This window comes from Pseudomonas sp. PA-1-6B, from assembly GCF_021609545.1.
In the GTDB taxonomy this organism is placed as follows: domain Bacteria; phylum Pseudomonadota; class Gammaproteobacteria; order Pseudomonadales; family Pseudomonadaceae; genus Aquipseudomonas; species Aquipseudomonas fluorescens_BV.
Genome location: NZ_WJZM01000024.1, coordinates 62,892 through 84,713, shown reverse-complemented (window position 1 = coordinate 84,713; position 21,822 = coordinate 62,892). Strand labels below are relative to the sequence as shown.

General features: G+C 59.1%; 28 protein-coding genes. 3 read left to right on the top strand and 25 right to left on the bottom strand.

Annotation, left to right across the window (positions count from 1 at the left end):
• The first annotated feature begins 156 nt into the window (after positions 1–156).
• Positions 157–1,269 carry a TIGR00730 family Rossman fold protein gene (locus GIV35_RS13705; RefSeq protein WP_105225978.1) on the top strand — a complete coding sequence of 371 codons (1,113 nt, stop codon included), beginning with the start codon at positions 157–159 and terminating at the stop codon, positions 1,267–1,269.
• Positions 1,270–1,327: 58 nt separating this feature from the next.
• Here the strand turns inward: GIV35_RS13705 and recX are convergent, their stop codons facing one another.
• From recX to GIV35_RS13585, 25 genes are all read right to left on the bottom strand, one after another.
• Complete coding sequence (gene recX / locus GIV35_RS13700; protein ID WP_034126489.1) at positions 1,328–1,795, bottom strand: recombination regulator RecX; 468 nt, start codon at positions 1,793–1,795, stop codon at positions 1,328–1,330.
• An 8-nt stretch (positions 1,796–1,803) separates the two neighbouring features.
• Positions 1,804–2,862 (bottom strand): recombinase RecA, encoded by a 1,059-nt coding sequence (gene recA / locus GIV35_RS13695; protein ID WP_014717176.1) that lies wholly within the window; start codon positions 2,860–2,862, stop codon positions 1,804–1,806.
• Positions 2,863–2,945: 83 nt separating this feature from the next.
• Positions 2,946–3,446, bottom strand: coding sequence for a CinA family protein (locus GIV35_RS13690; RefSeq protein ID WP_223022987.1), 501 nt, complete (start codon positions 3,444–3,446; stop codon positions 2,946–2,948).
• 81 nt (positions 3,447–3,527) lie between these two features.
• Positions 3,528–4,022, bottom strand: a complete 495-nt coding sequence (locus GIV35_RS13685; RefSeq protein ID WP_223022988.1) for a lysis system i-spanin subunit Rz — start codon at positions 4,020–4,022, stop codon at positions 3,528–3,530.
• On the bottom strand, positions 4,010–4,567 hold the full coding sequence (locus tag GIV35_RS13680; protein ID WP_223022989.1) for a glycoside hydrolase family 19 protein: 558 nt from the start codon (positions 4,565–4,567) through the stop codon (positions 4,010–4,012). The genes GIV35_RS13685 and GIV35_RS13680 overlap by 13 nt, the downstream gene beginning before the upstream one ends.
• Positions 4,568–4,589: 22 nt before the next feature.
• Positions 4,590–5,591: a contractile injection system protein, VgrG/Pvc8 family gene (locus GIV35_RS13675; RefSeq protein ID WP_236264409.1), complete on the bottom strand. Its 1,002-nt coding sequence runs from the start codon at positions 5,589–5,591 to the stop codon at positions 4,590–4,592.
• A 9-nt stretch (positions 5,592–5,600) separates the two neighbouring features.
• Positions 5,601–5,813 (bottom strand): tail protein X, encoded by a 213-nt coding sequence (locus GIV35_RS13670; RefSeq protein ID WP_014717172.1) that lies wholly within the window; start codon positions 5,811–5,813, stop codon positions 5,601–5,603.
• Positions 5,806–6,189 carry a phage tail protein gene (locus GIV35_RS13665; RefSeq protein WP_223022991.1) on the bottom strand — a complete coding sequence of 128 codons (384 nt, stop codon included), beginning with the start codon at positions 6,187–6,189 and terminating at the stop codon, positions 5,806–5,808. The genes GIV35_RS13670 and GIV35_RS13665 overlap by 8 nt, the downstream gene beginning before the upstream one ends.
• Complete coding sequence (locus GIV35_RS13660) at positions 6,189–8,411, bottom strand: phage tail tape measure protein (RefSeq protein ID WP_236264408.1); 2,223 nt, start codon at positions 8,409–8,411, stop codon at positions 6,189–6,191. The genes GIV35_RS13665 and GIV35_RS13660 overlap by 1 nt, the downstream gene beginning before the upstream one ends.
• Before the next feature lie 6 nt (positions 8,412–8,417).
• The gene (locus tag GIV35_RS27270; RefSeq protein WP_014717169.1) at positions 8,418–8,543 is read right to left on the bottom strand and encodes a hypothetical protein; all 126 of its coding nucleotides are present in this window, start codon (positions 8,541–8,543) and stop codon (positions 8,418–8,420) included.
• Positions 8,540–9,112, bottom strand: a complete 573-nt coding sequence (locus GIV35_RS13655) for a phage tail assembly protein (RefSeq protein ID WP_223022993.1) — start codon at positions 9,110–9,112, stop codon at positions 8,540–8,542. Before GIV35_RS13655 ends, GIV35_RS27270 begins: the two co-directional genes overlap by 4 nt.
• Before the next feature lie 173 nt (positions 9,113–9,285).
• The gene (locus GIV35_RS13650) at positions 9,286–9,792 is read right to left on the bottom strand and encodes a phage major tail tube protein (RefSeq protein ID WP_054897092.1); all 507 of its coding nucleotides are present in this window, start codon (positions 9,790–9,792) and stop codon (positions 9,286–9,288) included.
• Positions 9,792–10,958 carry a phage tail protein gene (locus tag GIV35_RS13645; protein WP_198714756.1) on the bottom strand — a complete coding sequence of 389 codons (1,167 nt, stop codon included), beginning with the start codon at positions 10,956–10,958 and terminating at the stop codon, positions 9,792–9,794. Before GIV35_RS13645 ends, GIV35_RS13650 begins: the two co-directional genes overlap by 1 nt.
• Positions 10,959–10,960: 2 nt before the next feature.
• Positions 10,961–11,134: a hypothetical protein gene (locus tag GIV35_RS13640; protein WP_003189022.1), complete on the bottom strand. Its 174-nt coding sequence runs from the start codon at positions 11,132–11,134 to the stop codon at positions 10,961–10,963.
• An 86-nt stretch (positions 11,135–11,220) separates the two neighbouring features.
• Positions 11,221–11,523 (bottom strand): hypothetical protein, encoded by a 303-nt coding sequence (locus tag GIV35_RS13635; RefSeq protein WP_205548495.1) that lies wholly within the window; start codon positions 11,521–11,523, stop codon positions 11,221–11,223.
• 11 nt (positions 11,524–11,534) lie between these two features.
• Complete coding sequence (locus tag GIV35_RS13630) at positions 11,535–12,317, bottom strand: phage tail protein (protein ID WP_223022994.1); 783 nt, start codon at positions 12,315–12,317, stop codon at positions 11,535–11,537.
• Positions 12,318–12,364: 47 nt separating this feature from the next.
• On the bottom strand, positions 12,365–12,895 hold the full coding sequence (locus tag GIV35_RS13625; protein WP_223022995.1) for a phage tail protein: 531 nt from the start codon (positions 12,893–12,895) through the stop codon (positions 12,365–12,367).
• Positions 12,892–13,530 carry a phage tail protein I gene (locus tag GIV35_RS13620; RefSeq protein ID WP_236264407.1) on the bottom strand — a complete coding sequence of 213 codons (639 nt, stop codon included), beginning with the start codon at positions 13,528–13,530 and terminating at the stop codon, positions 12,892–12,894. The genes GIV35_RS13625 and GIV35_RS13620 overlap by 4 nt, the downstream gene beginning before the upstream one ends.
• The gene (locus GIV35_RS13615) at positions 13,527–14,522 is read right to left on the bottom strand and encodes a baseplate J/gp47 family protein (RefSeq protein ID WP_034126478.1); all 996 of its coding nucleotides are present in this window, start codon (positions 14,520–14,522) and stop codon (positions 13,527–13,529) included. Before GIV35_RS13615 ends, GIV35_RS13620 begins: the two co-directional genes overlap by 4 nt.
• Positions 14,519–14,851: a phage baseplate protein gene (locus GIV35_RS13610; protein WP_223022997.1), complete on the bottom strand. Its 333-nt coding sequence runs from the start codon at positions 14,849–14,851 to the stop codon at positions 14,519–14,521. The genes GIV35_RS13615 and GIV35_RS13610 overlap by 4 nt, the downstream gene beginning before the upstream one ends.
• 9 nt (positions 14,852–14,860) lie before the next feature.
• Positions 14,861–15,472 (bottom strand): phage baseplate assembly protein V, encoded by a 612-nt coding sequence (locus GIV35_RS13605; RefSeq protein ID WP_197900810.1) that lies wholly within the window; start codon positions 15,470–15,472, stop codon positions 14,861–14,863.
• 3 nt (positions 15,473–15,475) lie between these two features.
• Complete coding sequence (locus tag GIV35_RS13600; protein ID WP_223022998.1) at positions 15,476–15,991, bottom strand: hypothetical protein; 516 nt, start codon at positions 15,989–15,991, stop codon at positions 15,476–15,478.
• Positions 15,992–16,014: 23 nt separating this feature from the next.
• A complete protein-coding gene (locus tag GIV35_RS13595) occupies positions 16,015–16,353 on the bottom strand; it encodes a phage holin family protein (protein ID WP_005785384.1) in 339 nt (112 codons plus the stop codon).
• A gap of 591 nt (positions 16,354–16,944) precedes the next feature.
• Complete coding sequence (locus GIV35_RS13590; RefSeq protein ID WP_105225966.1) at positions 16,945–17,679, bottom strand: LexA family transcriptional regulator; 735 nt, start codon at positions 17,677–17,679, stop codon at positions 16,945–16,947.
• Positions 17,680–17,997: 318 nt separating this feature from the next.
• Positions 17,998–18,219 carry a hypothetical protein gene (locus tag GIV35_RS13585; protein ID WP_223022999.1) on the bottom strand — a complete coding sequence of 74 codons (222 nt, stop codon included), beginning with the start codon at positions 18,217–18,219 and terminating at the stop codon, positions 17,998–18,000.
• Positions 18,220–18,344: 125 nt separating this feature from the next.
• On the opposite strand from GIV35_RS13585, the gene mutS reads away from it, so the two are divergent.
• Positions 18,345–20,936: a DNA mismatch repair protein MutS gene (mutS, locus tag GIV35_RS13580; protein ID WP_019817700.1), complete on the top strand. Its 2,592-nt coding sequence runs from the start codon at positions 18,345–18,347 to the stop codon at positions 20,934–20,936.
• A gap of 142 nt (positions 20,937–21,078) precedes the next feature.
• Positions 21,079–21,402 carry a ferredoxin FdxA gene (fdxA, locus tag GIV35_RS13575; protein WP_003208688.1) on the top strand — a complete coding sequence of 108 codons (324 nt, stop codon included), beginning with the start codon at positions 21,079–21,081 and terminating at the stop codon, positions 21,400–21,402.
• Positions 21,403–21,822 lie beyond the last annotated feature (420 nt).

Sequence of the window (21,822 nt, the reverse complement as noted above, 5' to 3'; positions counted from 1 at the left end):
CCATATGCCCGCCCACCCCAGTTTTTAATGCTGTTCTGTCATATTTTCAGGACAAAAAAGGCCTGCCCTCCTGCGGCATGCCGCGACACAAGCAGTGTCGTGGCCCAGGCGACGTTCTCGTCGACTACCCAGGCCCTGTAAAGAAGGAGAAATTGAATGCCTTATGAATCGAATGATTTGCTGCTTCGTCATTTTGAAGAAAACGGGACCGACCTCACTCAGCAGGTCGACGCACAAATTCAGTTGATCGCCCCCAACAGCCCGAATATCCCTCTTTATCGAGACATGATCCTCACCGTCCTGCGCATGGCCCAGGACGACCGTGATCGCTGGAACGCCAAGATCACCCTGCGTGCCATCCGTGAACTGGACCATGCCTTTCGGGTGCTCGAACAATTCAAGGGCCGGCGCAAAGTCACGGTATTCGGGTCGGCGCGTACGCCATTGGAAAGCCCGCTGTATGCGCTGGCCCGAGAGGTGGGTGCCGCGTTGGCACGTTCCGACCTGATGGTCATCACCGGTGGCGGTGGCGGCATCATGGCCGCAGCCCACGAAGGCGCGGGCCTGGAGCACAGCCTGGGGTTCAATATCACCCTCCCCTTTGAACAGCATGCCAACCCAACCATTGATGGCACCGACAACCTGCTGTCATTCCACTTCTTCTTTACCCGTAAGCTGTTCTTCGTCAAAGAAGCCGACGCGCTGGTGTTGTGCCCTGGCGGCTTCGGTACCCTCGACGAGGCATTGGAAGTGCTGACCCTGATCCAGACCGGCAAGAGCCCGCTGGTGCCGGTAGTGCTACTGGATGCGCCGGGCGGTGGATTCTGGCAAGGCGCCCTGGATTTCATCCGCAGCCAGCTGGAAGCCAATCGCTATATCCTGCCCACCGACCTCAAACTGGTCCGCCTGGTCTACAGCGCCGAAGAGGCGGTGGACGAAATCAACCAGTTCTACGCCAACTTCCACTCCACTCGCTGGCTTAAGCGTGAGTTTGTGGTGCGCATGAATCATCCCCTGAGTGACCGCGCCCTGGCCCATATGCAGCAAGCGTTTGCCAGCCTGCGGCTCAGTGGCGAGTTCCAGCAACTCGCCTATACGGGCGAAGACCATGACGAACCGAGGTTCAGCCATTTGACGCGTTTGGTGTTCAATTTCAACGGTCGCGATCAGGGGCGCTTGCGGGAGTTGGTGGATTACATCAACCTGCCGGAGAACTGGGCACAGGCCCAGGGCAAGGCACAGCAACGGATGACACCAGAAACAGCGTGATTTTTTGCAGGCAAAAAAAAAGGCCCACTATTTTCATAGTGGGCCTTTTGTTTTTTGCTCAGTCGTCCATATCCCGACCGCTCAATAAGCGGCTGATCATGTCCATCGAAAACCCGCGATAACTCAAGAAGCGACCTTGCTTCGCACGCTCCTTGGCATCAATAGGAAGATGCCCAGCAAACTTGCGACGCCAGGTTTCCTCCAACTGCGACTGCCAACTGATACCGCACTCACGTAGCGCAAGGTCAATATCGGCACGTTGCAGTCCACGCTGGCTCAACTCTTCGCGAATCCGCGCAGGTCCATAACCGGAGCGTGCGCGGTAAGACACAAAGCTTTCGAGGTAACGGGCTTCCGACAACAGCCCTTCTTCCGTCAACCGGTCGAGGGCTGTTTCGATCATCTCAGGCTCTGCGCCGCGCTGACGCAACTTACGTGTCAGCTCGACTCGACCATGCTCGCGGCGAGCGAGCAGGTCCATCGCAGTGCGCCGAACGGCGACGAGTGTATCCAGTACAACAGTCATCGCTTGCTTCAGACGTCAGTATCGGCTTCTTCCATTTCATCTACCGGCTCGCGGTTGGCAGCCGCCTTCACGTCCGGCGCTGCGGTCAACAGCTTGTCGCGGATCTGCTTCTCAAGCGTGGCAGCGATATCCGGGTTATCCGCCAGGAACTTGGCCGAGTTGGCCTTGCCCTGACCGATCTTGCTGCCGTTGTAGGCATACCAGGCACCGGACTTCTCGACGAAACCGTGCAGTACGCCCAGGTCGATCATCTCGCCGTTCAGGTAGATACCCTTACCGTAGAGAATCTGGAACTCAGCCTGACGGAATGGCGGGGCAACTTTGTTCTTCACGACCTTGACGCGGGTTTCGCTACCAACAACCTCGTCACCTTCCTTCACCGCGCCAGTACGGCGGATATCCAGACGGACCGAAGCGTAGAACTTCAGCGCGTTACCACCGGTGGTGGTTTCCGGGCTGCCGAACATCACGCCGATCTTCATACGGATCTGGTTGATGAAGATCACCAGGCAGTTGGCGTTCTTGATGTTACCGGTAATTTTACGCAGCGCCTGGGACATCAGGCGGGCTTGCAGGCCCACGTGCATGTCGCCCATTTCGCCTTCGATTTCAGCCTTGGGCACCAGGGCTGCCACGGAGTCGACCACGATCACGTCGATGGCGTTGGAGCGCACCAACATGTCGGTGATTTCCAGGGCTTGCTCGCCGGTGTCCGGCTGGGAAACCAGCAGGTCATCAACGTTGACGCCCAGCTTGCCGGCGTATTCAGGATCCAGGGCGTGCTCGGCGTCGACGAACGCACAGGTGGCGCCCATTTTCTGCGCCTGAGCAATCACCGACAGGGTCAGGGTGGTTTTACCGGAAGATTCAGGACCGTAGATTTCAACGATACGGCCTTTTGGCAGGCCGCCAATGCCGAGCGCGATGTCCAGACCCAGAGAGCCAGTGGAAATAGCCGGGATCGCCTGACGGTCGTGATCGCCCATACGCATTACGGCACCCTTGCCGAATTGACGTTCGATCTGACCCAGGGCCGCAGCCAAGGCTTTCTTCTTGTTGTCGTCCATTAAAGTCCTCACGTAATCAATAAGGCCTGACGGCCAACACCTGTATAAGTAGACAGTATTGTTCCACAAAGATCCAAGATCGCCTACCCCTGATTGTCTATTTCTGCTGCAGCTCGTCGCAACAAGCCCTCCAACGCGGCTTTTACCGTTTGTCGGCGGACCTCGTCGCGGTTGCCGGGGAAGTATGCAAGCTCAGCCGTCACCTCTTCGCCCACGGCAAAAGCCAGCCAAACGGTGCCCACCGGCTTGTCCGGCGAACCGCCATCGGGGCCGGCAACACCGCTGACCGCCACGGCAAACCGCGCCAGGCTTTTTTCCTGCGCGCCGCGGGCCATCGCCTCCACCACTTCCTGGCTGACAGCCCCGACTTTGGCGAACAGTTTTTCCGGTACATTCAACTGCCGGGTCTTCTGTCGGTTGGAATAAGTGACATAGCCCGCCTCGAACCAGGCCGAACTGCCCGGGATCCGCGTGATGGCTTCGGCGATGCCGCCGCCGGTACAGGACTCGGCAGTGGTGACGTGGGCACTGAGCACCTGCAAACGGCGACCCAGTTCGGCAGCCAGTTGAGTGATTTCCTTCACGGTCGTCTCCAGGAATGGGCGGGGGTTTGCCTACCCTACAGGAGCCCATCGACCATGCAAGGTACAGAGTGCATCAAGACGCTAATGCGCGACGGCCTGCACGTAGGCCTGGCAAGCACGCAGGGCGATCAGGGCGTTATCGCCGTCGTCGGTGATGCGGATAATTCGCTGAGCATGCGCCGGGTCAAGTCGGGCTCGCGAGGTTGCATGAACCACGCCGCCGGGGCTGGGGGCGGCAGGCACTGTGCAGCCAGTGGTGACGGTGGCGAGAAGGACTGACAGCCGCACATCAGCAGTGGCCAGGCGATCGCGCAGAGCCGCTTGATTACGCAGGGCATCGTTCAATTCCTGAATGTGTTGGTGATCGTTAGTAGAGAGTTGCTGTTCAAGGGCCAGGCGCTTGGCCTGTTCAGCCTGTTGTTGCTGACGAATTGCCTGGCTTTGTTGGCTGAGCGCCTGTGTATGTCGGACCGATTGCAGCTCCAGCTGCGCCCCGTATCGCCACGCCTGCACCTGCCAAACAAGCGCCATGAGCAGGCACACACCGACCAAGCGAAACGCACCTAGGAAACGCATAGCACCGCCTTCGCTCGCACCCACAACCGCAAACGATCGTCCAGACCGTTGAGCCCACCATTGATACGGCGAGTGATGGTGGTGAACTGGTCTTCGTCGGCGAGCTCATTGAGGCCGTTGCTTTGCCAGAACCAGGCGGCAGATTCGCAGGCCCACTGTGGCTGCTCCAGCAATTTTGGTTGTCGCAGCAGACGATCGTCACCAAACAGAGCTTGGCTGCACGCCATGTAATTACGGCGCCCGGTGATCTGGATCAGCCCCCTGCCCCGATACATTTGCCCATCACCGTCCGCCTCAGGGGTGTTGCCCAGCCGCGCGGCCAAGCTGCCGGAGTCGTACTTGCTCAGGTATTGATCGCTACCCAATTCGCGCACGTATTGTAACTGGGCAGACTCGTGACCGATTTGGGCGAGGAAGGCGGCGACGCGACGGGCCGTATTGATCTGATGCCCCGCAAAGGCCGCATTTAGAAAGGTTAAAAAAATGCCCGCGCGAAGGCGGGCTCCAGGCATTACACCCAGAAGCTGAGCATGTGTGATTACCATGGGTTTTACTCTAAGGAAGGATCTACACCGACAAACCGCTGGCCTGGAGCGTACTCCGATAGCCACCTTTTCGCTCGCCCCTGGATTTCACCGTTTTAATCGACCAGCGCCCTTGCATGAACCCCGGCCACGACTCATCCAGCAGCAACAGGCCTTCAGCAGCCAACGAAGGATTACCCGGGCAGACCACATCGATCTGCAACCCTTCGCGCCCCACCCGCCGCATCTCTCCCTGCGCCGCCGAGCGTGCTTCGTCCTCGCTCTGGTATCGCTGTGTCACCACTTTGAAGGGTGCGATGCCCACCTTGACGACACGCTGTTTTCCGGCTGCCGCGTCCCACCATGACGTTTGCGCGCCGTTGTATTTGGCACGGCTGGTTTCGGTGAAACTGGCGCTAATGAACGCGCGGTCACCTGGACGATTGTCATGGGTAATCGACAACCGTACATCCGGCAATGCCTTGCCCGACAGCGTCTTGATCTGGCCTTTGCGCCCCAGTACATACAGCTCATCGACAGGCTTGGCCACCGCATCGAAGCGCTTGGCCAGGCGCGTCAGAAAAGCCATGTCGCTTTCATTGGTCTGATCGATGTGCGCGATCGGCTCACCGTCGAGTTCAGGCGCCACACGCGGTGAAAAACCGTATCGGGTAGTCAGTTGGCGAAACAGCGCACCCAGGGTTATCGGCCCATGGCTGGCGGTGCGGCGCTGTTTGAATTCGTGCTCGTCGAACGGTGCCGACGTGGCCACCAGCACCAGCCTCAATGGGAACATCGACGGCGTGCGTTGGGTAATCTTGAACACGCCCTTATCCACCAGGCCCGATTCCAGGTAGCCAATACGCAGGCCAATTTTGCCGCCCAGATCGGGCAGCCCTTCAAGCCCCTCGATATCGAGGGTCAACTTCAGTTGATCAGATACAAACCCCGCTGCGTCGGTATGCTCCCACTCCAATAGCCGCTCGTTGAATAACGCGGCATTGGCTCCGTATAGCTCCACTACAGGTGTAAATCCGAGTGCCATGATGGCTCCTTAATCCCAGGCAGAAACCGGCCGACTCGCAACCGGTTGCGCGTCCAATTCGGGCACCAGCACGCTAACGCCCGCCGGCAGTACCGCGCCCTGTTCGGCCAACTCCGGGTTCAAGCGCCACAACGCTTCTTCTGCGGCGTCGTCACTGCGCCCCAGTTCGCGGTAGAGCAACAGGTTCACCGAGTCGCCGGCAATGCTTCGAACCCTACGCATTGACGAACTCCTCCAGTAACAACGTCCAATTGATCACCATGGCCGTCCCGTCGTCGATCACGCTGGCTTGTTTTTCACTGATCGACTGGATGGTCCATAGCCCCCAGTTACGCCCTAAGCCATCCACCAAAGGCAACGGCGCCCGCAGGGCCTGCAGGGTACGCAACTCATCCAGGCGCGCCATGCCATTGGCACGCGCAGCCTTGCCGCCCAATGCCAGCGTTTCGAGCCCCTGGCCGACCTGGCTGGATTTTGGTTTGCCGGCAATGATGTCGAGACTGACCCAGCCCCCGCTGCTACCACGATCAAGCGTGTTGTAGGCGAACCCACGGGACAGCCCGAAAATAAAAGTACCCAAGACCATCTGTTGTCGCATCACACAGCTCCATCGGTGAGTGCTGCGCCGCGTCGGGTCGCCAGCAGGTTGTCCATCGACAGCGGGGTAAATTGCGCTTCGATCTGTTGCACCACGAGCGCCGCCAGTTGTTGATGGCTGGCTTGCTCAGGCGCGGTGATGGTGATTTGCGGGGCGAAGTTGATTTGGCGGTTGTCGGCTTGAGGGGCGTTGAGGTTTTTGCTGACCTCCGTGGGGGATGGCAGGCGATCGCCCGTCCCCATCACTTTTTCAGCCAGCCACGCACCGACGTCACTGCCCACGAAAGTGCCCACGGCACCACCGACTACCTTACCGATTGCGCCCCCTGCGACGCCGCCCATCACACCGCCCAACACTGTGCCGGCACCCGGAACGACCGAACCGATAACAGCTCCCGCCAGCGTGCCGACCGCTCGGCCTATCGCCATCCCGGCCACATCACCGACGACACCGCCGGCAACACCGCCGCCGATAGAGCCCACGCTAGTGCCAACCGCTTGACCCAGGTTTCCGGTGATCGCGCCTTGCGTCATCTCGACACCGGCCTGGGCCACCACCAAACCCAGGGGGAGCCCTTTGGCCAGCTTGCTCACCTTCGCCGCTTTGCCAGAGATGCCAGGGCCGGAAGCAGACGGGCGATTACCGTTGTGCCCGTCATTACTCGGGGCTTTGCGCTGGCTGTCCGGCGGTGTGGTTTTATTCCCGGCTGCCGGCCCCTCTCCGAGCACTTTCCCTGCGACCTTTTCGAAAATCTTGTCCTTCACGGCACCGAAAACACCGGAAACCACCGGGATCAGCACCGCCCCCGCCAGGGTGACGGCAGCGGCAGCCTTGGGCAGGCCTTCCGCGAGCCAAGCCACGCCACTGACCAGGCCGTTCATGGCGGTCAGCGAGGCATCCACAACGGGGGCCAGCGCTGTATCAGAGGCGGTGCTCAAGCGTGTGGTACTGGCCTCGTAGGCTTGCCGACGTGCGTAAGTAGAGTCCGCACGAACCGCGGCCGAACGCAGCACCGAACCTTGGTCGCCCAGCGTCGAAGTGGCGTAGGTGGATTTTTCTGCGACCAGCGAAAAGGCCTGTTTCACGCTGTCGATCACCGGTACCAGGCTCAGAATCGTCTGGTTGCCGTCGAACAACTGCGTCGCCAGCACCGCCTGCCTTTCAGCGGGTTGCGACTTGAGCACCTCCAGCACCGTAAGCACGGCCTGTGGGGCGTCCTGTTTCATGCCCGCCGCGAGTACTTTTGGATCAAGCTTGAGCTCTGCCCAGGCACTGCGTTGCCCTGCAGAGGCGTTGTCGCCTTTAGCCAGGACGGCGCTGATTTTTTCCAGCCCGGCACCAGCAACAGCCTTGCTGTTACCTGCGCTCAACAACGCCGCTGAAAGCGCTGCAGCCTGTTCGGGACTCATGCCCGCAGCCTTCGCGGCAGCGCCCTGAAGTTGCACAACAGCGCCGATATCCGCCGATTCGGCCTTGAGCGATACCTGGGTGCCCAGTACGTTTGTTGCGTCGGCAAGGTCCAAGGCTTGTGCGCGATCAAGGTGCATTGACTCGCGCCAGCCGCCCATGATTTCGCCGGCATTTTTGACGTCGATCTTGAACGCCGTCGCCATGATCGCAGTGTCGCGAGCGAACTGCTGCAGGTCTGCCCGGCGCCCAACGGGGTCGATATTGCCCGAAGCGTCCTTACGATCACTGCCGATACCGGAGCGGGCGGCGGCATACTCGACCTTCGCGAGGTCGACGGCACTGGCACCACTGGCAGCCACCACCGGCTCGGACGCCATGGCAAGGTTGGCTTCACGCAATGCCTTGCGCTCATGCCGGGCAAACATCAACAGTTGATCAATATCGGTCATCGCGGCGTCCAGCGCCTGCGAGGGTGTGCGCTTGTCTGTAGCCGCGACGGTCTTCGTACCCTCTGCGTTCCCGGCAGTTTGAGCTTGCCGGGCGTCCATCACCTTGAGCAACGAGACGTTGAACAGCTCCAGCGTATCGACCAACCGTACCTGCCCGTCCGCCAGATGCTTGATCTGCAAGCTGGCATCGGCCAATGCCAGGGCCAAACTCGCCGCACTCCCCGGTGCCACCTCAAGCGGGCTCGGCAGCGCTTGGGTGATAGGTTTGAGACTGGCCTGCATTCCTGTCATCTGAAGTGCGCCCTGAGTCATCACGCCGTCCTTGGCAATGGCTGACCCTGCTCCATGATTACTATCTGCCATTGCGCTCTACTCCTGTTTGACGCCAAGACGACTGATCGCAATGTCGTAGCGGCGCAATGCTTTGCCGGCTTCCCAATCGAGGATTTCCGCTTCGTTTACCGAGTAAACCAGCGGCACTACATCGAGGATCACTTCGATGTCGCGTTCCGAAAGAAGGCCGCCGGTTTGTTTAAAAAATCGTCGATGCGCTCCTGCAGCTCGGTCCAGTCGGGCACGGTCAGGCCGGCAAGATCAGGAATCATCAGGCCGGTGCAATGGGCGGTGATGAACTCGGCACGCTCTTTGTTAGTGGCGAGTTTTTTCATCACCTTGGTAGCGCGCAGGGCGGGCATTTCCAGGGGCAATTCCGTCAGGGTTCGGCCGGCGGCTTCCAGGGGTAATAGCAGGTGGACAGGCTGGTCGTGGGTCGTCACGTCCTGCTCCTTCAGGAAGAACGAGGCCGGGCGCGTCGACATTTCGTGTACGTACTGCGCAATGCTTACGTAGTCCGGGCGCTTGAGTTGGTCGAGCTCTTTTTCCGACAGGCCGGTGGCGAGTTTCGCCAGTTCGAAGAACTGGTCGTCCTCGTCATCACCGGCCCGGGCCAGCGCGTCTTTTTGCGCGGCGTAGAACAACGGTTTGAGTTGAACCTGCTCGATCATTGCACCCGTGTCGGCGGTGATCGGGGACAGCAGGATGTGCAACGGTGGCATCCAGGCCATGGGGCAATTCCTTGTTGAGGGTATTGAAAAGCACGGAAATCCAAATCTGAGCACGGTCCCTGTGGGAGCTGGCTTGCCTGCGATAGCATCCACTCGGTGCTCCAGACACACCGAGTCGCCTGCATCGCGGGCAAGCCCGGCTCCCACATTGACCTTGCCCGCCTTAGATTTCTTTAAGGCATCAGCACCGCGCGGCGGGCATCGCCAAGAATGTCGACGCCGTTGAGCACGAACTTCTGGGTGCGCACATCGATGTCGATCACCGAAATGCCATTTTCCAGACGGTTGTAGGTACGGCAGGACAGCTCCAGCGTGGTGGTGGCCTTGTCGCCCATTTTCAGCTTCGCCTCCTCCAGGGATTTGAGCTTGCCGCCCACGGTGTGGTAGGTGAAGTAGGTTTTGCCGTCCTGGTCTTGGCCGGCTTCACGCACGTTCAGCAAGATGTCGTCGCCCGTGCGCACGCCCAGGGCCAGCATGATTTCCGGGCCGGCACCTTGCAGCACCAGCTTGGCGTTGAGCACCTTGCCGCTCTTGGCCATTTCCTCGGCAATAAAGCGCCCGCCGGACATGGGCTCCATGTCGAACTCGATCTTCGGCGGGGTGAACTCTTCCACGGTTGCGGACAACGGCAGGCCTTGAAGGGTGGCCGCAATGGCCTGTCTGACTCGGTTGGTAAACATTAGAGAACGTCCTCCAGGAACTGCTCGATGATTTCATCGCGGGCGTTGAGTTGATAAACCATGTGTTCGTTCGGCGCGTAGCGGCCGTAGTCGATGACGATGAACCAGGTGCCGTTCTTGTACTTCTCGACGCTGTTCAGTTCCGGGTGCAGGTACACGCTGCCGCCGGGGATGGTTTCGTCGGCCACCAGGGTTTGCAGCCAGTCGTTGATGCGCTTGACCTCCTGGTCCATGAAGGACTTGGTGAGGTTCTTGGCCATGGCTTTCTGGCCAGCCTTGACCAGCTTGCGGCTGATGGCATCTTCCAGGCCGACATAGCTGATGAACTTACCGGTGATGGAGCGGTTGCCCAGCAGCGAGAAGCCGCCGAGGATGGTGCGAGCGTAGTAGCTCACGCCGTAGCGGTTGAGCAGGTCGCCTTCGGTGGAGGTGTCGAGGATGTTGTACTCGACCACGCGGGAAACGTCCTCGGCGAAGGTCACCTGGTTACCAGGGCTTTCCCACTGCTTGACCTTGGCCAATGCGGCGATGGCCAGCGAGGATGGCGACAGGAACACGTTCTTCTTCGCGGCCTTGGAGTACACCGACGGCATGTTGTGCACCAACAGGCAACGGTCGAAGCCCAAGTCGGCCCCGCCCAGTTCGCCGCTGTAGGTCACTTGATCGGCAACGGAAGCGTCCTTGCCATCCAGCACCACACGGGCCTTGATGCGCTTGCCGAAGGAGGCGAACTCACCAGCCACTGCCTTGGTGCCGGTAAAGCCTGGAGCGCCGATGATGGTCAGGTCTTCAGGCACGCTGCTCAGGGCCGCCAGGCCCAGTTTGCGACCGGTGACCGGGTCGTTGCCGCCGATCACATGGTTGATCGTATCGGCCGGAGTGGCGCCCTCTTCGACGATCACGACATAGACCGGCACCTTCACCACTTTGAGGATCTGGTACACCGCCTGGAACAGGGTGCCCGACTCAGTGCCGGTAGGGTCCAGCAACGCCTGAGTGGTAAAGCTGTTGATGCGAAACGGCGCGTTTTTCGGGATCGACGCATGGGCATTCGGCGCAGTGCCGACCAGGCCAATGACGTTATCGCCAAGGCCACCCATGGCCTCGGGGGATTCAGTGGCATTCACAGTGATGCCGTTGTGCTCGAAGTTCAGGACTTCTGCCATGGTTATTCAGCCTTCTTGGGGGTGGAGTTGAGGACGCTGGTCAGTTCCAGGCGGCCAGCGGTGCGCAGGGCAGATGCTTCGACGTCCAGCAGTTCCAGCTCCTCGCCAGCGGTGGACCAATGGCCGTTGCCGATGGGGAATGGGATGAGGACGGTGTAGGTTTGGCGGGTGGGCATGGGTGGAAATCTCCGGGTGGGAAATGTAAAAGCCCCTGCGGGGAGCGGCTTTGGGGAGGCGAAAAAAAACCGCTTTCGCGGTGGGTTTACTTATCTTCTGGCAAGGGGAAGCGCGCCTTGATTTCGGCTACTTTGGCTCGCCATTCTTTTTCCTTTTCAGCCGTACCGTCGAATTGCCATTCGAGGTACATCGGGTCAGCTTCGCTGACGTAGGCAGAGCGGCGGGCAGCAATAGTGCTAGCGAGCGCGGCTGCGGACGTGGCGTTCTCGATCAGCGCCTGGGCGGCCTCATCGCTAAAGCCCAGACCTTTGAGGGTCTGCGCGCTGGCGGGTACGTTGATCAACGAGTCACCCGCAGGGGTTACCAACTTTTCGATAAACAAAGTCATTTGATCAGTCCTTAAACCTTGGCGGTATAGCGAATGTCGTTATCGTGGGAATAAGCCAAGCGCTTCTCTTCGAGGGTTTTACCGAGCGCAACCTCTGCCTGAGCCAAGGAATAAGGTTTCACCGCCCAACGAACTTCCCAATCGGCGTTAACGTCATCCTTCATAATTACTTCAGTGTCTAACTTACTGTAATTAACAGGGTAATCAAATGTTTTGGTGATGGTATAGCTCAGCCCGCCCCTCAGGTACATCCCAGAAAACTGTGGAGCATTCGTTAGTTGTCCAGCGACCAAACCCAAGTACATGGGTTTGAGCCCAGTAACGGCACGTGCTGTACAAACCATGCCAAACGAAACACCTCTTACCGTTTCACGGTAAGTCTGGGAGATGCGCTTGATAGCCAGGAAGTTAGCGTCACCGTTCCATATATACCCGACACCCTCGAGTTGCAAGTTCAAGCCAGCGATGTGATAAACCCCCTCACCGAAGGGTGCTTTGTCACTGTCTCGATAATATACCCGCGAAACGGTAATCTCTGTTTCACCCGCCTCGTTACCGGGCATAGTCCACCAAACAGGATAAAACACGTCGGTAGACAACCCAGTGAGGTCTATATCCTGTTTATAAAGCGCACGACCATTAATATCCTTCGCCTGCACACTATTACGCCAAGCAGTAAACTGACTTGAAGCCGCCTCTACCCGCGCATCAATCTTCCCAATTTGGTTAGTAACCGTCTCCGTAAGCTTGTTACATGCATCCACAACTTTTGTGATAGTCGTTTCAAGTCCCATCATCAACTCCCTGTCAGTTAATCTTTCCAGCACTTTTGTCAGTGCTACTACTTCGCCTCGAGATGCATAACCCGAAACATCAAATCAACGTGGCGGGACATGTTGCCAACCGAAGCCGCCGCCATGATCGCCATTTCTTCAGCCAACAATACGTTCAGGTTTTCACTCCCAACTACAATCATCACGCTATCCGCCGGCAACGGCGAAACATCCAGCGTAAACTTCTGCAGCACCCGCGCCGCCGCCGCTTTATACGTCAGCAACTTCCCCGCCACGGAATACACCGCCAGCAAGGTGCCACTGGCGAGGTAAAAACCGAACTCGCCAATCTCATACTCACCGTCGCCATCGAACAGCGCGGCCATCCTGAGTTGGCGCTCGCCCAGGTCTTCGTAATCGACGATGGCCACCCGTTGGCGCTCGTCACGCAAGGCCACTTCCGTGCCGTCGGGGTTGTAGCGGCCGGTGCCGGCGCCAACGTGGGTGATTTCGCCTTTGAGGCCCTGGTTCTTTGCCTGCAGCACTTCATCCAAACCTTTGGAGGTGAAGCGCACCAGGCGCGTGATTTCATCTGTCATGGCTGCGCCCTGAGGTCGTAATCGTTAATGGTGTAGTGCTGGGCAACCCCGGCACTGTTTAGCCGGGCAACCAGCGCCAAGTCCGGCAACGCGCCGTTTAGATAGAACTCGCCGTCGCTTAAAGGCGCGTCGAGCACTTTCGTGAGCGCGAGCTGGCCTTCGGTTTCATGCACGATGGTGATCGTCGCCTGATCGCGTTCACTTTTCGCTGCGTTGATACGCCGGATCAGCCGGTTGTGGTCGCCGCTGGACCAACTGCGCCCGATGATCGCCTGCACGTCGAAGGTGTAAGGCACGCCCAGCGGACGTTGCTGGTACCAAGCGCTGATATTGGGCGTGAAGCCCAATGACTCCACCGCATGACTCAGCGCCTTGGGGGTGCCGGCCTGGCGCTGGATCTGCCAGGACAAGGCCACGGTCAGGCGTTTCTCCGCCTCGCTGGCCTCGGCATCCCACTCGCTGACGCCACGGTCTGCGGCCAGGTAAGGGAGGAATTCGCTTGGGGTTTGAAGTGGATTCATCAGCGCTGGAAACGGCGGCGTGACGCGCTCAAGCAATGTGCCGAAGCCCAGGTCCAACGCCTTTTCCAGCGGTGAGCTGTTGGCGGGCAGCAAACTCGCTTTGGGTTCACTCATAGCGTGCGCACCTCCACCTCGACGCCCGTGCAATGCGGGGCCTGGAACGCGGTGCTGACAATCGGCGCCAGCGGTTCGAGGATTTGCAGTTGCGCAGCGCCGGCGCTGTGGATGGCGTAGTCGATCCAGCTGGGGTCCACCCGCCCTTCCAGGCGGTGGCAGGACTCTGCGTAATCTTGCAGCAGTTTCTGCGCAGCCACTTGGGTCAGGCCCGAGTCCGGGCCGGCGTTGATCTTGGCCACCACGCGAATTTTGTAGGGCTGAATCTGTGCGCCCTGGACGCTGACAAGATCGGTTTCGGGCCGTACATCCGGCCGTGCGAAATGTCGACGTACACCGTCAAGCAAGTCGGCAGATGGCGTGCCGTCACCCTCCCTGGAAAGCACGGTGACCATGACTTCCCCCGGTGCGGTGCGTCGAGCATTGCCGTCCTTGATCTGGGCCGCATAGCCGTCCGGGTCGAAGGTGTAGGTGACCGTCACCACACCCGGCGTCGCGCTCTGTACTTTCACCGCCGGGCGCTCGCCGAGGGTGAACACTTCGCGGCGATACTGCATGCGTGATCCCGCTGCCGGCGCGTGGGGGGCCAAGTAGTAACGCAGGCGAGCGTCGTCGTCGCTTTCCAGGGTTGGCGGCACCGGCGGGAACGCGGCCGGGTCGCCAGGGTCGAGCATTTGGCGTTCCAGGCCCATATCGGCCAGGCGTGCATCCAGGTTACTGCCGGTTGCCCACCACGCCAGCATCTGCTTGATGCGGGCGTTGTATTTGCGTTCGTGGGTTTGCAGACGCACGCAAAAAGCCTCCAGGGCCAGGGTCAGCAGTTCGCTCTCGTTATCGAGGCTGACCTGGAGTTTGGCTGCGCTTTGCGGCGCGCGGGTGGCGACATAGTCGATGACAAACGCTTTGAATTCGGCCAGCAACGGTTCGAACTCATCCACCTTAATGATGGCCGGTTCCGCCAGTTGGTTCTGGCCGGGGATCAACATGCTCATGTCACGACCTCGAAGGATTGTTGGCGGTTTTTCCAGGTGCCGGCAAACCGAAGCAGCAGGCCGGCGCCCTGGCGGGTAGCGACGATGACCTGAGGGTCAAAGTCGCCAATGCCGTTATGGATGTTGTAGAACGCTTGGGCGGCGTGGCTTTGGGCGAGGATCAGCAAGTCGTCGCCCAGGTTCTGGCCGAGTAACTGCGGGATCAGCGATCCGTACAGCGGGCGTTTTTGCCGAGTGCCCACAGGCGTGGTCAGCGCCCGGGTGGCGCGCTGCACAAATTGCAGCCAGTCATCGACGGCTGCCCCGGTGTTCCTATCGATTCCGATCATGGGATGTCCTTATCGGGGGCTGATGACGCGTCCTTGATGGTCCACCACCGGGCCGCTGAAGTGCGCGCCGCCGGCATCCAGCAACAGGCTGGTACCGCCGACTTGCAGGGTGATGCCCTGGGCGTTGAGGGTCAGGCTGGCGGCGCCGACTTTGACGTCAACTTGTTCGCGGGAACCGCTGAAGGTGGTCGGGCCATTGGCCCAGCTGAAGGTGTGGCTGGCGTCGTCGTAGTCGCTTTGGGTGCCGTCTTGATGGCGGCGCCGGGTCAACGTCGCAACGCTGGAGACTGGCGGAAAACGATCACTGTTGAGGCCAAACAAAGCCACGGATTGCACACCGCCTTCTCCCCCGCCGTAGTTGAGCAGCAGGCATTGCTCACCCACCGTGGGAATGCGGGTTTCCGTTTGCGCACCGGCACTGGGGTTGAAAAAACGGATCGCCGGGGTGAGCAAGTCACCGTGGCTGACCTTGCAGGTGTTGCTGGCCGCGTCGACCTGCTGGCAAATGCCGATCCGACAAAAGCTCTCGGCGCGGCGGTAGAGGTCTTCGAGCTGGGACTCCATCTCGGCCAAGCGTTCGACGATCGGCCCCAATTGCATGCGTAACAGCGCGTCGAACATGGGCTACTCCGCCAGTGGCTGGTATTGGGTTGGGTCGTCGATATTGGAGACGTCCCAGGTGCAGGCAAATAGCGGTTGGCCTGTGGGATCGTCGAGTAACGCAGGCCCCAGATAGAGGGTTTGCGTGAAGGAAACCGTCCAGGTGTCGTAGTCCGCATCAAGGGTGCTACGCACAGCCGGAGCGGCGACGATATTGGCGGGCAAATCGCATTGTGTCGTGGGCAGGTTCCAACGGTTATCCAACACCAGGTCCATGAGTTGGCTGGCCAGGTCACAGGCATCGAACGGCAATGCGCCGGGAGCGACCATGGCCCTGAGTGAAATGCTCAGCACGTGGGCCTTGCGCCCTTCGCGAGAGCGAATACCCGGGCCGTTGCCTTCGACCGTGACCTGCACACCGGTTTTTTCGGCGTCGCCCTGGAAGTCCTGATGACTGCCGACCTTGAGGTCCGGGAAGGCTGCATGCAGCGCAGCGGCCACGGCCTGGGGCAGTTGGGATGGCTTTTCGATAAGCGTCATTTTAAATAGCGTCCTTGCAACAATTACTGCGGGTCCTGGCGGGAGCCTTGGTTGATCCCGATGCGCTTGGCGGCCCACCGCTCATAAAGGCCGATAGCCACGTCGGCACCGGCCATGGCGGTCAGGCAACCAATGGCGCCGGCGGTCCAGATCGACATCCCCGCTGCGTAGCACAGCATCAGGGCCGAAACCCCGCACACCATGCACGCCCCGGAACGCAGGGCCAGGCGACGGATCAACGACCAACCGCGGGCGCCCTCCTTGTCGGCCCGCCACATCTCGCCGGATACGCCGCCGATCACTGCCAGTACGATGACCAGCCAGATAGGCATTTCCGCTAACGCTTGCTGTTCATTTGTCATGTCACGCCTCCTGGCTGAGCAATTAATAATCCATATTTCATTTACAGATGCTTCGATAGGTAGGCATTCCAAAAAGCCCGGTTGCCCGGGCTTTTCAGTAATGCTGTCCTCGGACTTTCGGCGCTACTGGCGCGGTACGGTCCTTTCCTCGATGTTTTTCCGACCACGATCCCTGTCTGCCGGATAACTGCTTCTGGTGCTTTACGCTGCACACCCGGGTCAGTTGCCAACCCTCTGAACCGTTAAGGCCGGTTCATCGCTGCCTGTTTTTTGAAGCATTAAAACTAAAGAGCGTCGGCATCCTTGCCGGTGTTGCCTGGCATCCCTGCCATCGCTTCGATGGCGTCCTTGCCGATGTTGCGTGCCTTCCTTGTCTTCCTTGGCAGCATCCTTGCCACCTCCACCAAGCCTTGTTGGCTGGCTTGAGATGAAGAATATGCATGTATGCATATACAGTCAATGCACAAATGCATTTATTTTTGCCGCTGAAATGCACGTATGCATTAGAAGCCTTACGGGCGTGGGGTTTGGCGGTTTTCTGCAAGCGAAAAAAAACCCGCTCATGGGCGGGTTTCTTCTTACGCGTGGAGGTTAGCGGGCGTACATGCCCCACCAGAAAACATGACCGAGGATGCTGATCTGCTCGTCCTGGATATCCTGGAAACTGTAGTCCTCATCCGGGTGCTCATCACGGTTGAAGCTGCGCAGGCGAATCCCGGAAGGCAGGCGGTAGAGCTGTTTAACCCGCAACTGGCCGTTGTGATTGATTGCATACAGGTCGCCATCGACGATGTCGCCGATGCCGCTCTTGCCAGCATTCACACCGACCGTGGCGCCGTCGCGCAATACCGGCAACATACTGTTGCCACGTACCGTCACGCATTTGGCCTGGTCGAACTGCACACCATTATGCCGCAAGCTGCGCTTGCCGAACCGCAGGCTGGCCTTCTCGCTTTCCTCGATGACGAATCTTCCTGATCCAGCAGCCAATTCAACCTCGCGCAGAAAGGGGATCGACACCTCGTCATCATTAACGGGAGTGTCGTCGTCCCACAGGCTTATGTCCTTGAGTTCCGAATGCATCGGGTCGCGCCCGTCATCGCGCAAAACGCCCACTGCTGCGCGCCCGCGCAGGTAATCAGTACTCACGCGGAAATACTCGGCGATACGGGAGATGTGTTTATCCGACGGATCAACGATCTTGCCGCTGAGGATCCGGGACAATGTGGATTGAGGCACGCCAGTGCGCCGGTGAAGCTCCGTGGGGGAGATCCGGTCGCGATCCAGCAGTTCTCTTAAGACAATAGAAACGTTGCGTTTTTGCATAACGCGGATAGTGACGGGAGTTTTGGGGGTTGGCAAATGCTAATTTGCATATCTATACATAAAACGGATGTATTAAGTGAAGTTTTGGCCAATAAAGAGGCTGTAATCGCGTGATAATTTCTACCTCCTACGGATCGACCCCGATGAGCTTCGCAACGTGTTTGCCGCTTATCAGGGACGACGCTCACGTGGATTTGCCCATCAAGCATATCGACAACTCTGGACGGCAGGTGTCGACAAGATTGACTACCATATTCCCGAGCAGCATGCACCGGCCGATCAGCGGTTAAGCTCGGGCCGCCATCAGGAGCGCGTTGATCAATCAAGCAGGGCTTGTCCAAAGAAGCAAAAAGCTCCTTTGCCGACTTTATCCGTAACGCAAAATCCGAGCAGAAAAAGCGCGTCTACAGTGAGATTCTGGCTGAAGCGACCAAGCAGCAGAATCTCGTGATGATGAAGGCAGAAGCGAAAAGAGCTTGATTGCACGCCGCCTTTCGAAGCCCGGTCCTTTGCCGGGCTTTTTATTGGGTCAATTTGCATTTTACCTAGCCGTTTGCAACCTGCGAACGCGCCACTTCGCGTGTTAACCTTGCCGCCATCGCAAAAAATGCTGGGCCAAGCGCCCCCTTTGCCCCATCACTTTCAACGAATTTGCCTATTACCCAATGAGTAAAAACACCTCCGATCTGTCCTCCCACACCCCGATGATGCAGCAGTACTGGCGCCTGAAAAACCAGCACCCTGATCAGTTGATGTTCTATCGCATGGGCGACTTCTACGAGATCTTCTACGAAGACGCGAAGAAGGCCGCCAAGCTGCTGGACATCACCCTGACCGCGCGCGGGCAGTCGGCGGGGCAGTCGATTCCGATGTGTGGGATTCCTTACCACTCGTTGGAAGGCTACCTGGTCAAGCTGGTGAAGCTGGGTGAGTCGGTGGTGATCTGTGAGCAGATCGGCGACCCGGCCACCAGTAAAGGGCCGGTGGAGCGTCAGGTAGTACGCATTATTACGCCGGGCACGGTGAGTGATGAGGCGTTGCTGGATGAGCGTCGCGACAACCTGATTGCGGCGGTGTTGGGCGATGAGCGTTTGTTCGGCCTGTCGGTGCTGGATATCACCAGCGGCAACTTCAGCGTGCTGGAGATCAAGGGCTGGGAGAACCTGCTGGCGGAACTTGAGCGTATCAATCCGGTGGAGTTGTTGATTCCGGATGATTGGCCCAAGGACTTGCCGGCAGAGAAACGTCGTGGGACCAAGCGTCGTGCACCGTGGGATTTCGAGCGCGACTCGGCGCTGAAAAGTTTGTGCCAGCAGTTCTCGGTGCAGGACCTTAAAGGCTTCGGTTGCGAAACCCTGACCCTGGCCATCGGTGCCGCAGGCTGCTTGCTCAGCTACGCCAAGGAAACCCAGCGCACTGCCCTGCCGCACTTGCGCAGCCTGCGCCATGAGCGTCTGGACGATACCGTGGTGCTCGATGGCGCCAGCCGTCGCAACCTGGAGCTGGACACCAACCTGGCCGGTGGGCGTGATAACACCCTCCAATCGGTGGTGGACCGTTGCCAGACCGCGATGGGCAGCCGTTTGCTGACCCGTTGGTTGAACCGTCCGCTGCGGGATTTGACGGTGCTGCAAGCGCGCCAGTCTTCCATTACCTGCCTGCTGGACGGCTATCGCTTTGAAAAACTGCAGCCGCAACTGAAAGAGATTGGCGATATCGAGCGCATCCTGGCGCGGATCGGCCTGCGCAATGCGCGGCCCCGTGACTTGGCTCGCCTGCGCGATGCCTTGAGCGCCCTGCCTCAGTTGCAAGTGGCGATGACCGAACTGGACACGCCGCACCTGCAACAGCTGGCCGTGACGGCCGGTACTTATCCAGACCTCGCGGCGTTGCTGGAAAAGGCCATTATCGACAACCCGCCGGCGATCATTCGTGACGGCGGCGTGTTGAAAACCGGCTACGACAGCGAGTTGGATGAGCTGCAATCCCTGAGCGAAAACGCCGGGCAGTTCCTGATCGACCTGGAAGCCCGCGAAAAAGCCCGTACGGGCCTGGCTAACCTGAAGGTCGGCTATAACCGCGTGCATGGTTACTTTATCGAGTTGCCGAGCAAGCAGGCGGAGTCGGCGCCTATCGACTATCAACGTCGCCAGACCCTCAAAGGCGCCGAGCGTTTTATCACCCCAGAGCTAAAAGAGTTCGAAGACAAGGCGCTGTCAGCCAAAAGCCGCGCCCTGGCGCGGGAAAAGATGCTCTACGAAGCCTTGCTCGAGGACTTGATCAGCCGCCTGGCGCCGTTGCAAGACACCGCCGCCGCCCTGGCGGAGCTGGATGTGTTGAGCAACCTCGCCGAACGTGCGCTGAACCTTGACTTAAATTGCCCGCGATTTGTCAGCGAACCGTGCATGCGCATCGTGCAAGGTCGTCACCCGGTGGTAGAGCAGGTGCTGACCACGCCGTTCGTCGCCAATGACCTGTCGCTGGACGACGATACCCGCATGCTGGTGATCACCGGTCCGAACATGGGCGGTAAATCCACCTACATGCGCCAGACCGCGTTGATCGTACTGTTGGCGCATATCGGCAGCTTCGTCCCAGCAGCCAGTTGCGAACTGTCCCTGGTGGACCGCATTTTCACGCGGATCGGCTCCAGCGATGACCTGGCCGGTGGCCGTTCGACCTTTATGGTGGAAATGAGCGAAACCGCCAACATTCTGCACAACGCCACCGAACGCAGCCTGGTGCTGATGGACGAAGTGGGCCGCGGCACCAGCACCTTTGACGGCCTGTCCCTGGCCTGGGCCGCGGCCGAACGCTTGGCGCATCTGCGTGCGTACACGCTGTTCGCCACGCACTACTTCGAGCTGACGGTGTTGCCGGAAAGCGAGCCGCTGGTGGCCAACGTGCATCTCAATGCCACCGAGCACAACGAGCGCATTGTGTTCCTGCACCATGTGCTGCCAGGGCCGGCAAGCCAGAGCTACGGCCTGGCCGTGGCGCAGTTGGCCGGTGTGCCGAGCGAGGTGATCACCCGTGCCCGTGAACACCTCAGCCGCCTGGAAACCACGGCCCTGCCCCATGAAACGGTGGTCGCCAGCCCGGCCAAAGCCAGCAAGAAACCCGCCGCGCCGCACCAGAGCGATATGTTCGCCAGCCTGCCCCATCCAGTGCTGGATGAGTTGGCAAAGCTTGACCTGGATGACTTGACGCCGCGTAAAGCGCTCGAAATGTTATATGCACTGAAGACTCGGATATAACGCAGACGCTTGCAAGCTGATAGAATCTCGCGCGGTTTGGGATGCTGCGGGCTTTTAGCCTGGTCCGCAGACTATCGCTCTCAAACCTCGCGAACCCCACCAAAAGGGGTTTCGCTGCCGCCGCCTGAGGAGAAAATTAGAAATGACCTTCGTCGTCACCGACAACTGCATCAAGTGCAAGTACACCGACTGCGTAGAAGTCTGTCCGGTGGACTGCTTCTACGAAGGCCCGAATTTCCTGGTTATCCACCCGGATGAGTGCATCGACTGCGCCCTGTGTGAACCAGAATGCCCGGCCGTCGCGATTTTCTCCGAGGACGAAGTGCCTGCGGAGATGCAGGAGTTTATTCAGCTGAACGTCGAGTTGGCGGAAATATGGCCGAATATCACCGAGCGCAAAGACCCGATGCCCGATGCTGCGGAGTGGGATGGCAAGAAAGGTAAGATTGCAGACCTCGAACGCTGATAGCGTCGTCGCCCCCAAAAGGCCCCTTGCGGGCCTTTTTGCGTTTCTGAAGGAAGCGTTTTACTTTTCTATAGGCAAAAAAAAGGGGCGGTATGACCCGCCCACATTTTTTCCCTAGTCCCTGTATTCCTTTTCATCATCCTGATGAATCGCATCCTGCGACGTTCCTTCAAACCATCGTTCCTTGATGGCTGTGCCAATCCGTGGACACGGGGCTGATGTTAGAGCGTTCCGAGAGAAGTTCAACGCGCCCCCCACGGAGGGCTGACAAACTTTTCCGCTCGCCAGAATGAAAATAATCGTTATTTTTCAAAACCTTAGATAATAACTTCGTCGATTCAAGACGTACGCAACCGCTAAAAAAACCAAACACTTACGGAAAAGTAAGCGAATGCTTACACGCGCATTACGCAAAGTAGC

Bases quoted from the DNA above. Each gene is read 5' to 3' on its own strand.
- GIV35_RS13705 (WP_105225978.1), top strand. From the start codon at position 157: ATGCCTTATGAATCGAATGATTTGCTGCTTCGTCATTTTGAAGAAAAC.
- recX (WP_034126489.1), bottom strand. From the start codon at position 1,795: ATGACTGTTGTACTGGATACACTCGTCGCCGTTCGGCGCACTGCGATG.
- fdxA (WP_003208688.1), top strand. From the start codon at position 21,079: ATGACCTTCGTCGTCACCGACAACTGCATCAAGTGCAAGTACACCGAC.
- GIV35_RS13635 (WP_205548495.1), bottom strand. From the start codon at position 11,523: ATGACTTTGTTTATCGAAAAGTTGGTAACCCCTGCGGGTGACTCGTTG.
- GIV35_RS13625 (WP_223022995.1), bottom strand. From the start codon at position 12,895: ATGACAGATGAAATCACGCGCCTGGTGCGCTTCACCTCCAAAGGTTTG.
- GIV35_RS13605 (WP_197900810.1), bottom strand. From the start codon at position 15,472: ATGTTCGACGCGCTGTTACGCATGCAATTGGGGCCGATCGTCGAACGC.
- GIV35_RS13665 (WP_223022991.1), bottom strand. From the start codon at position 6,189: ATGCGACAACAGATGGTCTTGGGTACTTTTATTTTCGGGCTGTCCCGT.
- GIV35_RS13655 (WP_223022993.1), bottom strand. From the start codon at position 9,112: ATGGCCTGGATGCCACCGTTGCACATCCTGCTGTCCCCGATCACCGCC.
- GIV35_RS13675 (WP_236264409.1), bottom strand. From the start codon at position 5,591: ATGGCACTCGGATTTACACCTGTAGTGGAGCTATACGGAGCCAATGCC.
- GIV35_RS13670 (WP_014717172.1), bottom strand. From the start codon at position 5,813: ATGCGTAGGGTTCGAAGCATTGCCGGCGACTCGGTGAACCTGTTGCTC.
- mutS (WP_019817700.1), top strand. From the start codon at position 18,345: ATGAGTAAAAACACCTCCGATCTGTCCTCCCACACCCCGATGATGCAG.
- GIV35_RS13600 (WP_223022998.1), bottom strand. From the start codon at position 15,991: ATGACGCTTATCGAAAAGCCATCCCAACTGCCCCAGGCCGTGGCCGCT.
- GIV35_RS13585 (WP_223022999.1), bottom strand. From the start codon at position 18,219: ATGCAAATTGACCCAATAAAAAGCCCGGCAAAGGACCGGGCTTCGAAA.
- GIV35_RS13645 (WP_198714756.1), bottom strand. From the start codon at position 10,958: ATGGCAGAAGTCCTGAACTTCGAGCACAACGGCATCACTGTGAATGCC.
- GIV35_RS13615 (WP_034126478.1), bottom strand. From the start codon at position 14,522: ATGAGCATGTTGATCCCCGGCCAGAACCAACTGGCGGAACCGGCCATC.
- GIV35_RS13660 (WP_236264408.1), bottom strand. From the start codon at position 8,411: ATGGCAGATAGTAATCATGGAGCAGGGTCAGCCATTGCCAAGGACGGC.
- GIV35_RS13610 (WP_223022997.1), bottom strand. From the start codon at position 14,851: ATGATCGGAATCGATAGGAACACCGGGGCAGCCGTCGATGACTGGCTG.
- GIV35_RS13650 (WP_054897092.1), bottom strand. From the start codon at position 9,792: ATGTTTACCAACCGAGTCAGACAGGCCATTGCGGCCACCCTTCAAGGC.
- GIV35_RS13685 (WP_223022988.1), bottom strand. From the start codon at position 4,022: ATGCGTTTCCTAGGTGCGTTTCGCTTGGTCGGTGTGTGCCTGCTCATG.
- GIV35_RS13595 (WP_005785384.1), bottom strand. From the start codon at position 16,353: ATGACAAATGAACAGCAAGCGTTAGCGGAAATGCCTATCTGGCTGGTC.
- GIV35_RS13640 (WP_003189022.1), bottom strand. From the start codon at position 11,134: ATGCCCACCCGCCAAACCTACACCGTCCTCATCCCATTCCCCATCGGC.
- GIV35_RS13590 (WP_105225966.1), bottom strand. From the start codon at position 17,679: ATGCAAAAACGCAACGTTTCTATTGTCTTAAGAGAACTGCTGGATCGC.
- recA (WP_014717176.1), bottom strand. From the start codon at position 2,862: ATGGACGACAACAAGAAGAAAGCCTTGGCTGCGGCCCTGGGTCAGATC.
- GIV35_RS13630 (WP_223022994.1), bottom strand. From the start codon at position 12,317: ATGGGACTTGAAACGACTATCACAAAAGTTGTGGATGCATGTAACAAG.
- GIV35_RS13620 (WP_236264407.1), bottom strand. From the start codon at position 13,530: ATGAGTGAACCCAAAGCGAGTTTGCTGCCCGCCAACAGCTCACCGCTG.
- GIV35_RS13680 (WP_223022989.1), bottom strand. From the start codon at position 4,567: ATGGTAATCACACATGCTCAGCTTCTGGGTGTAATGCCTGGAGCCCGC.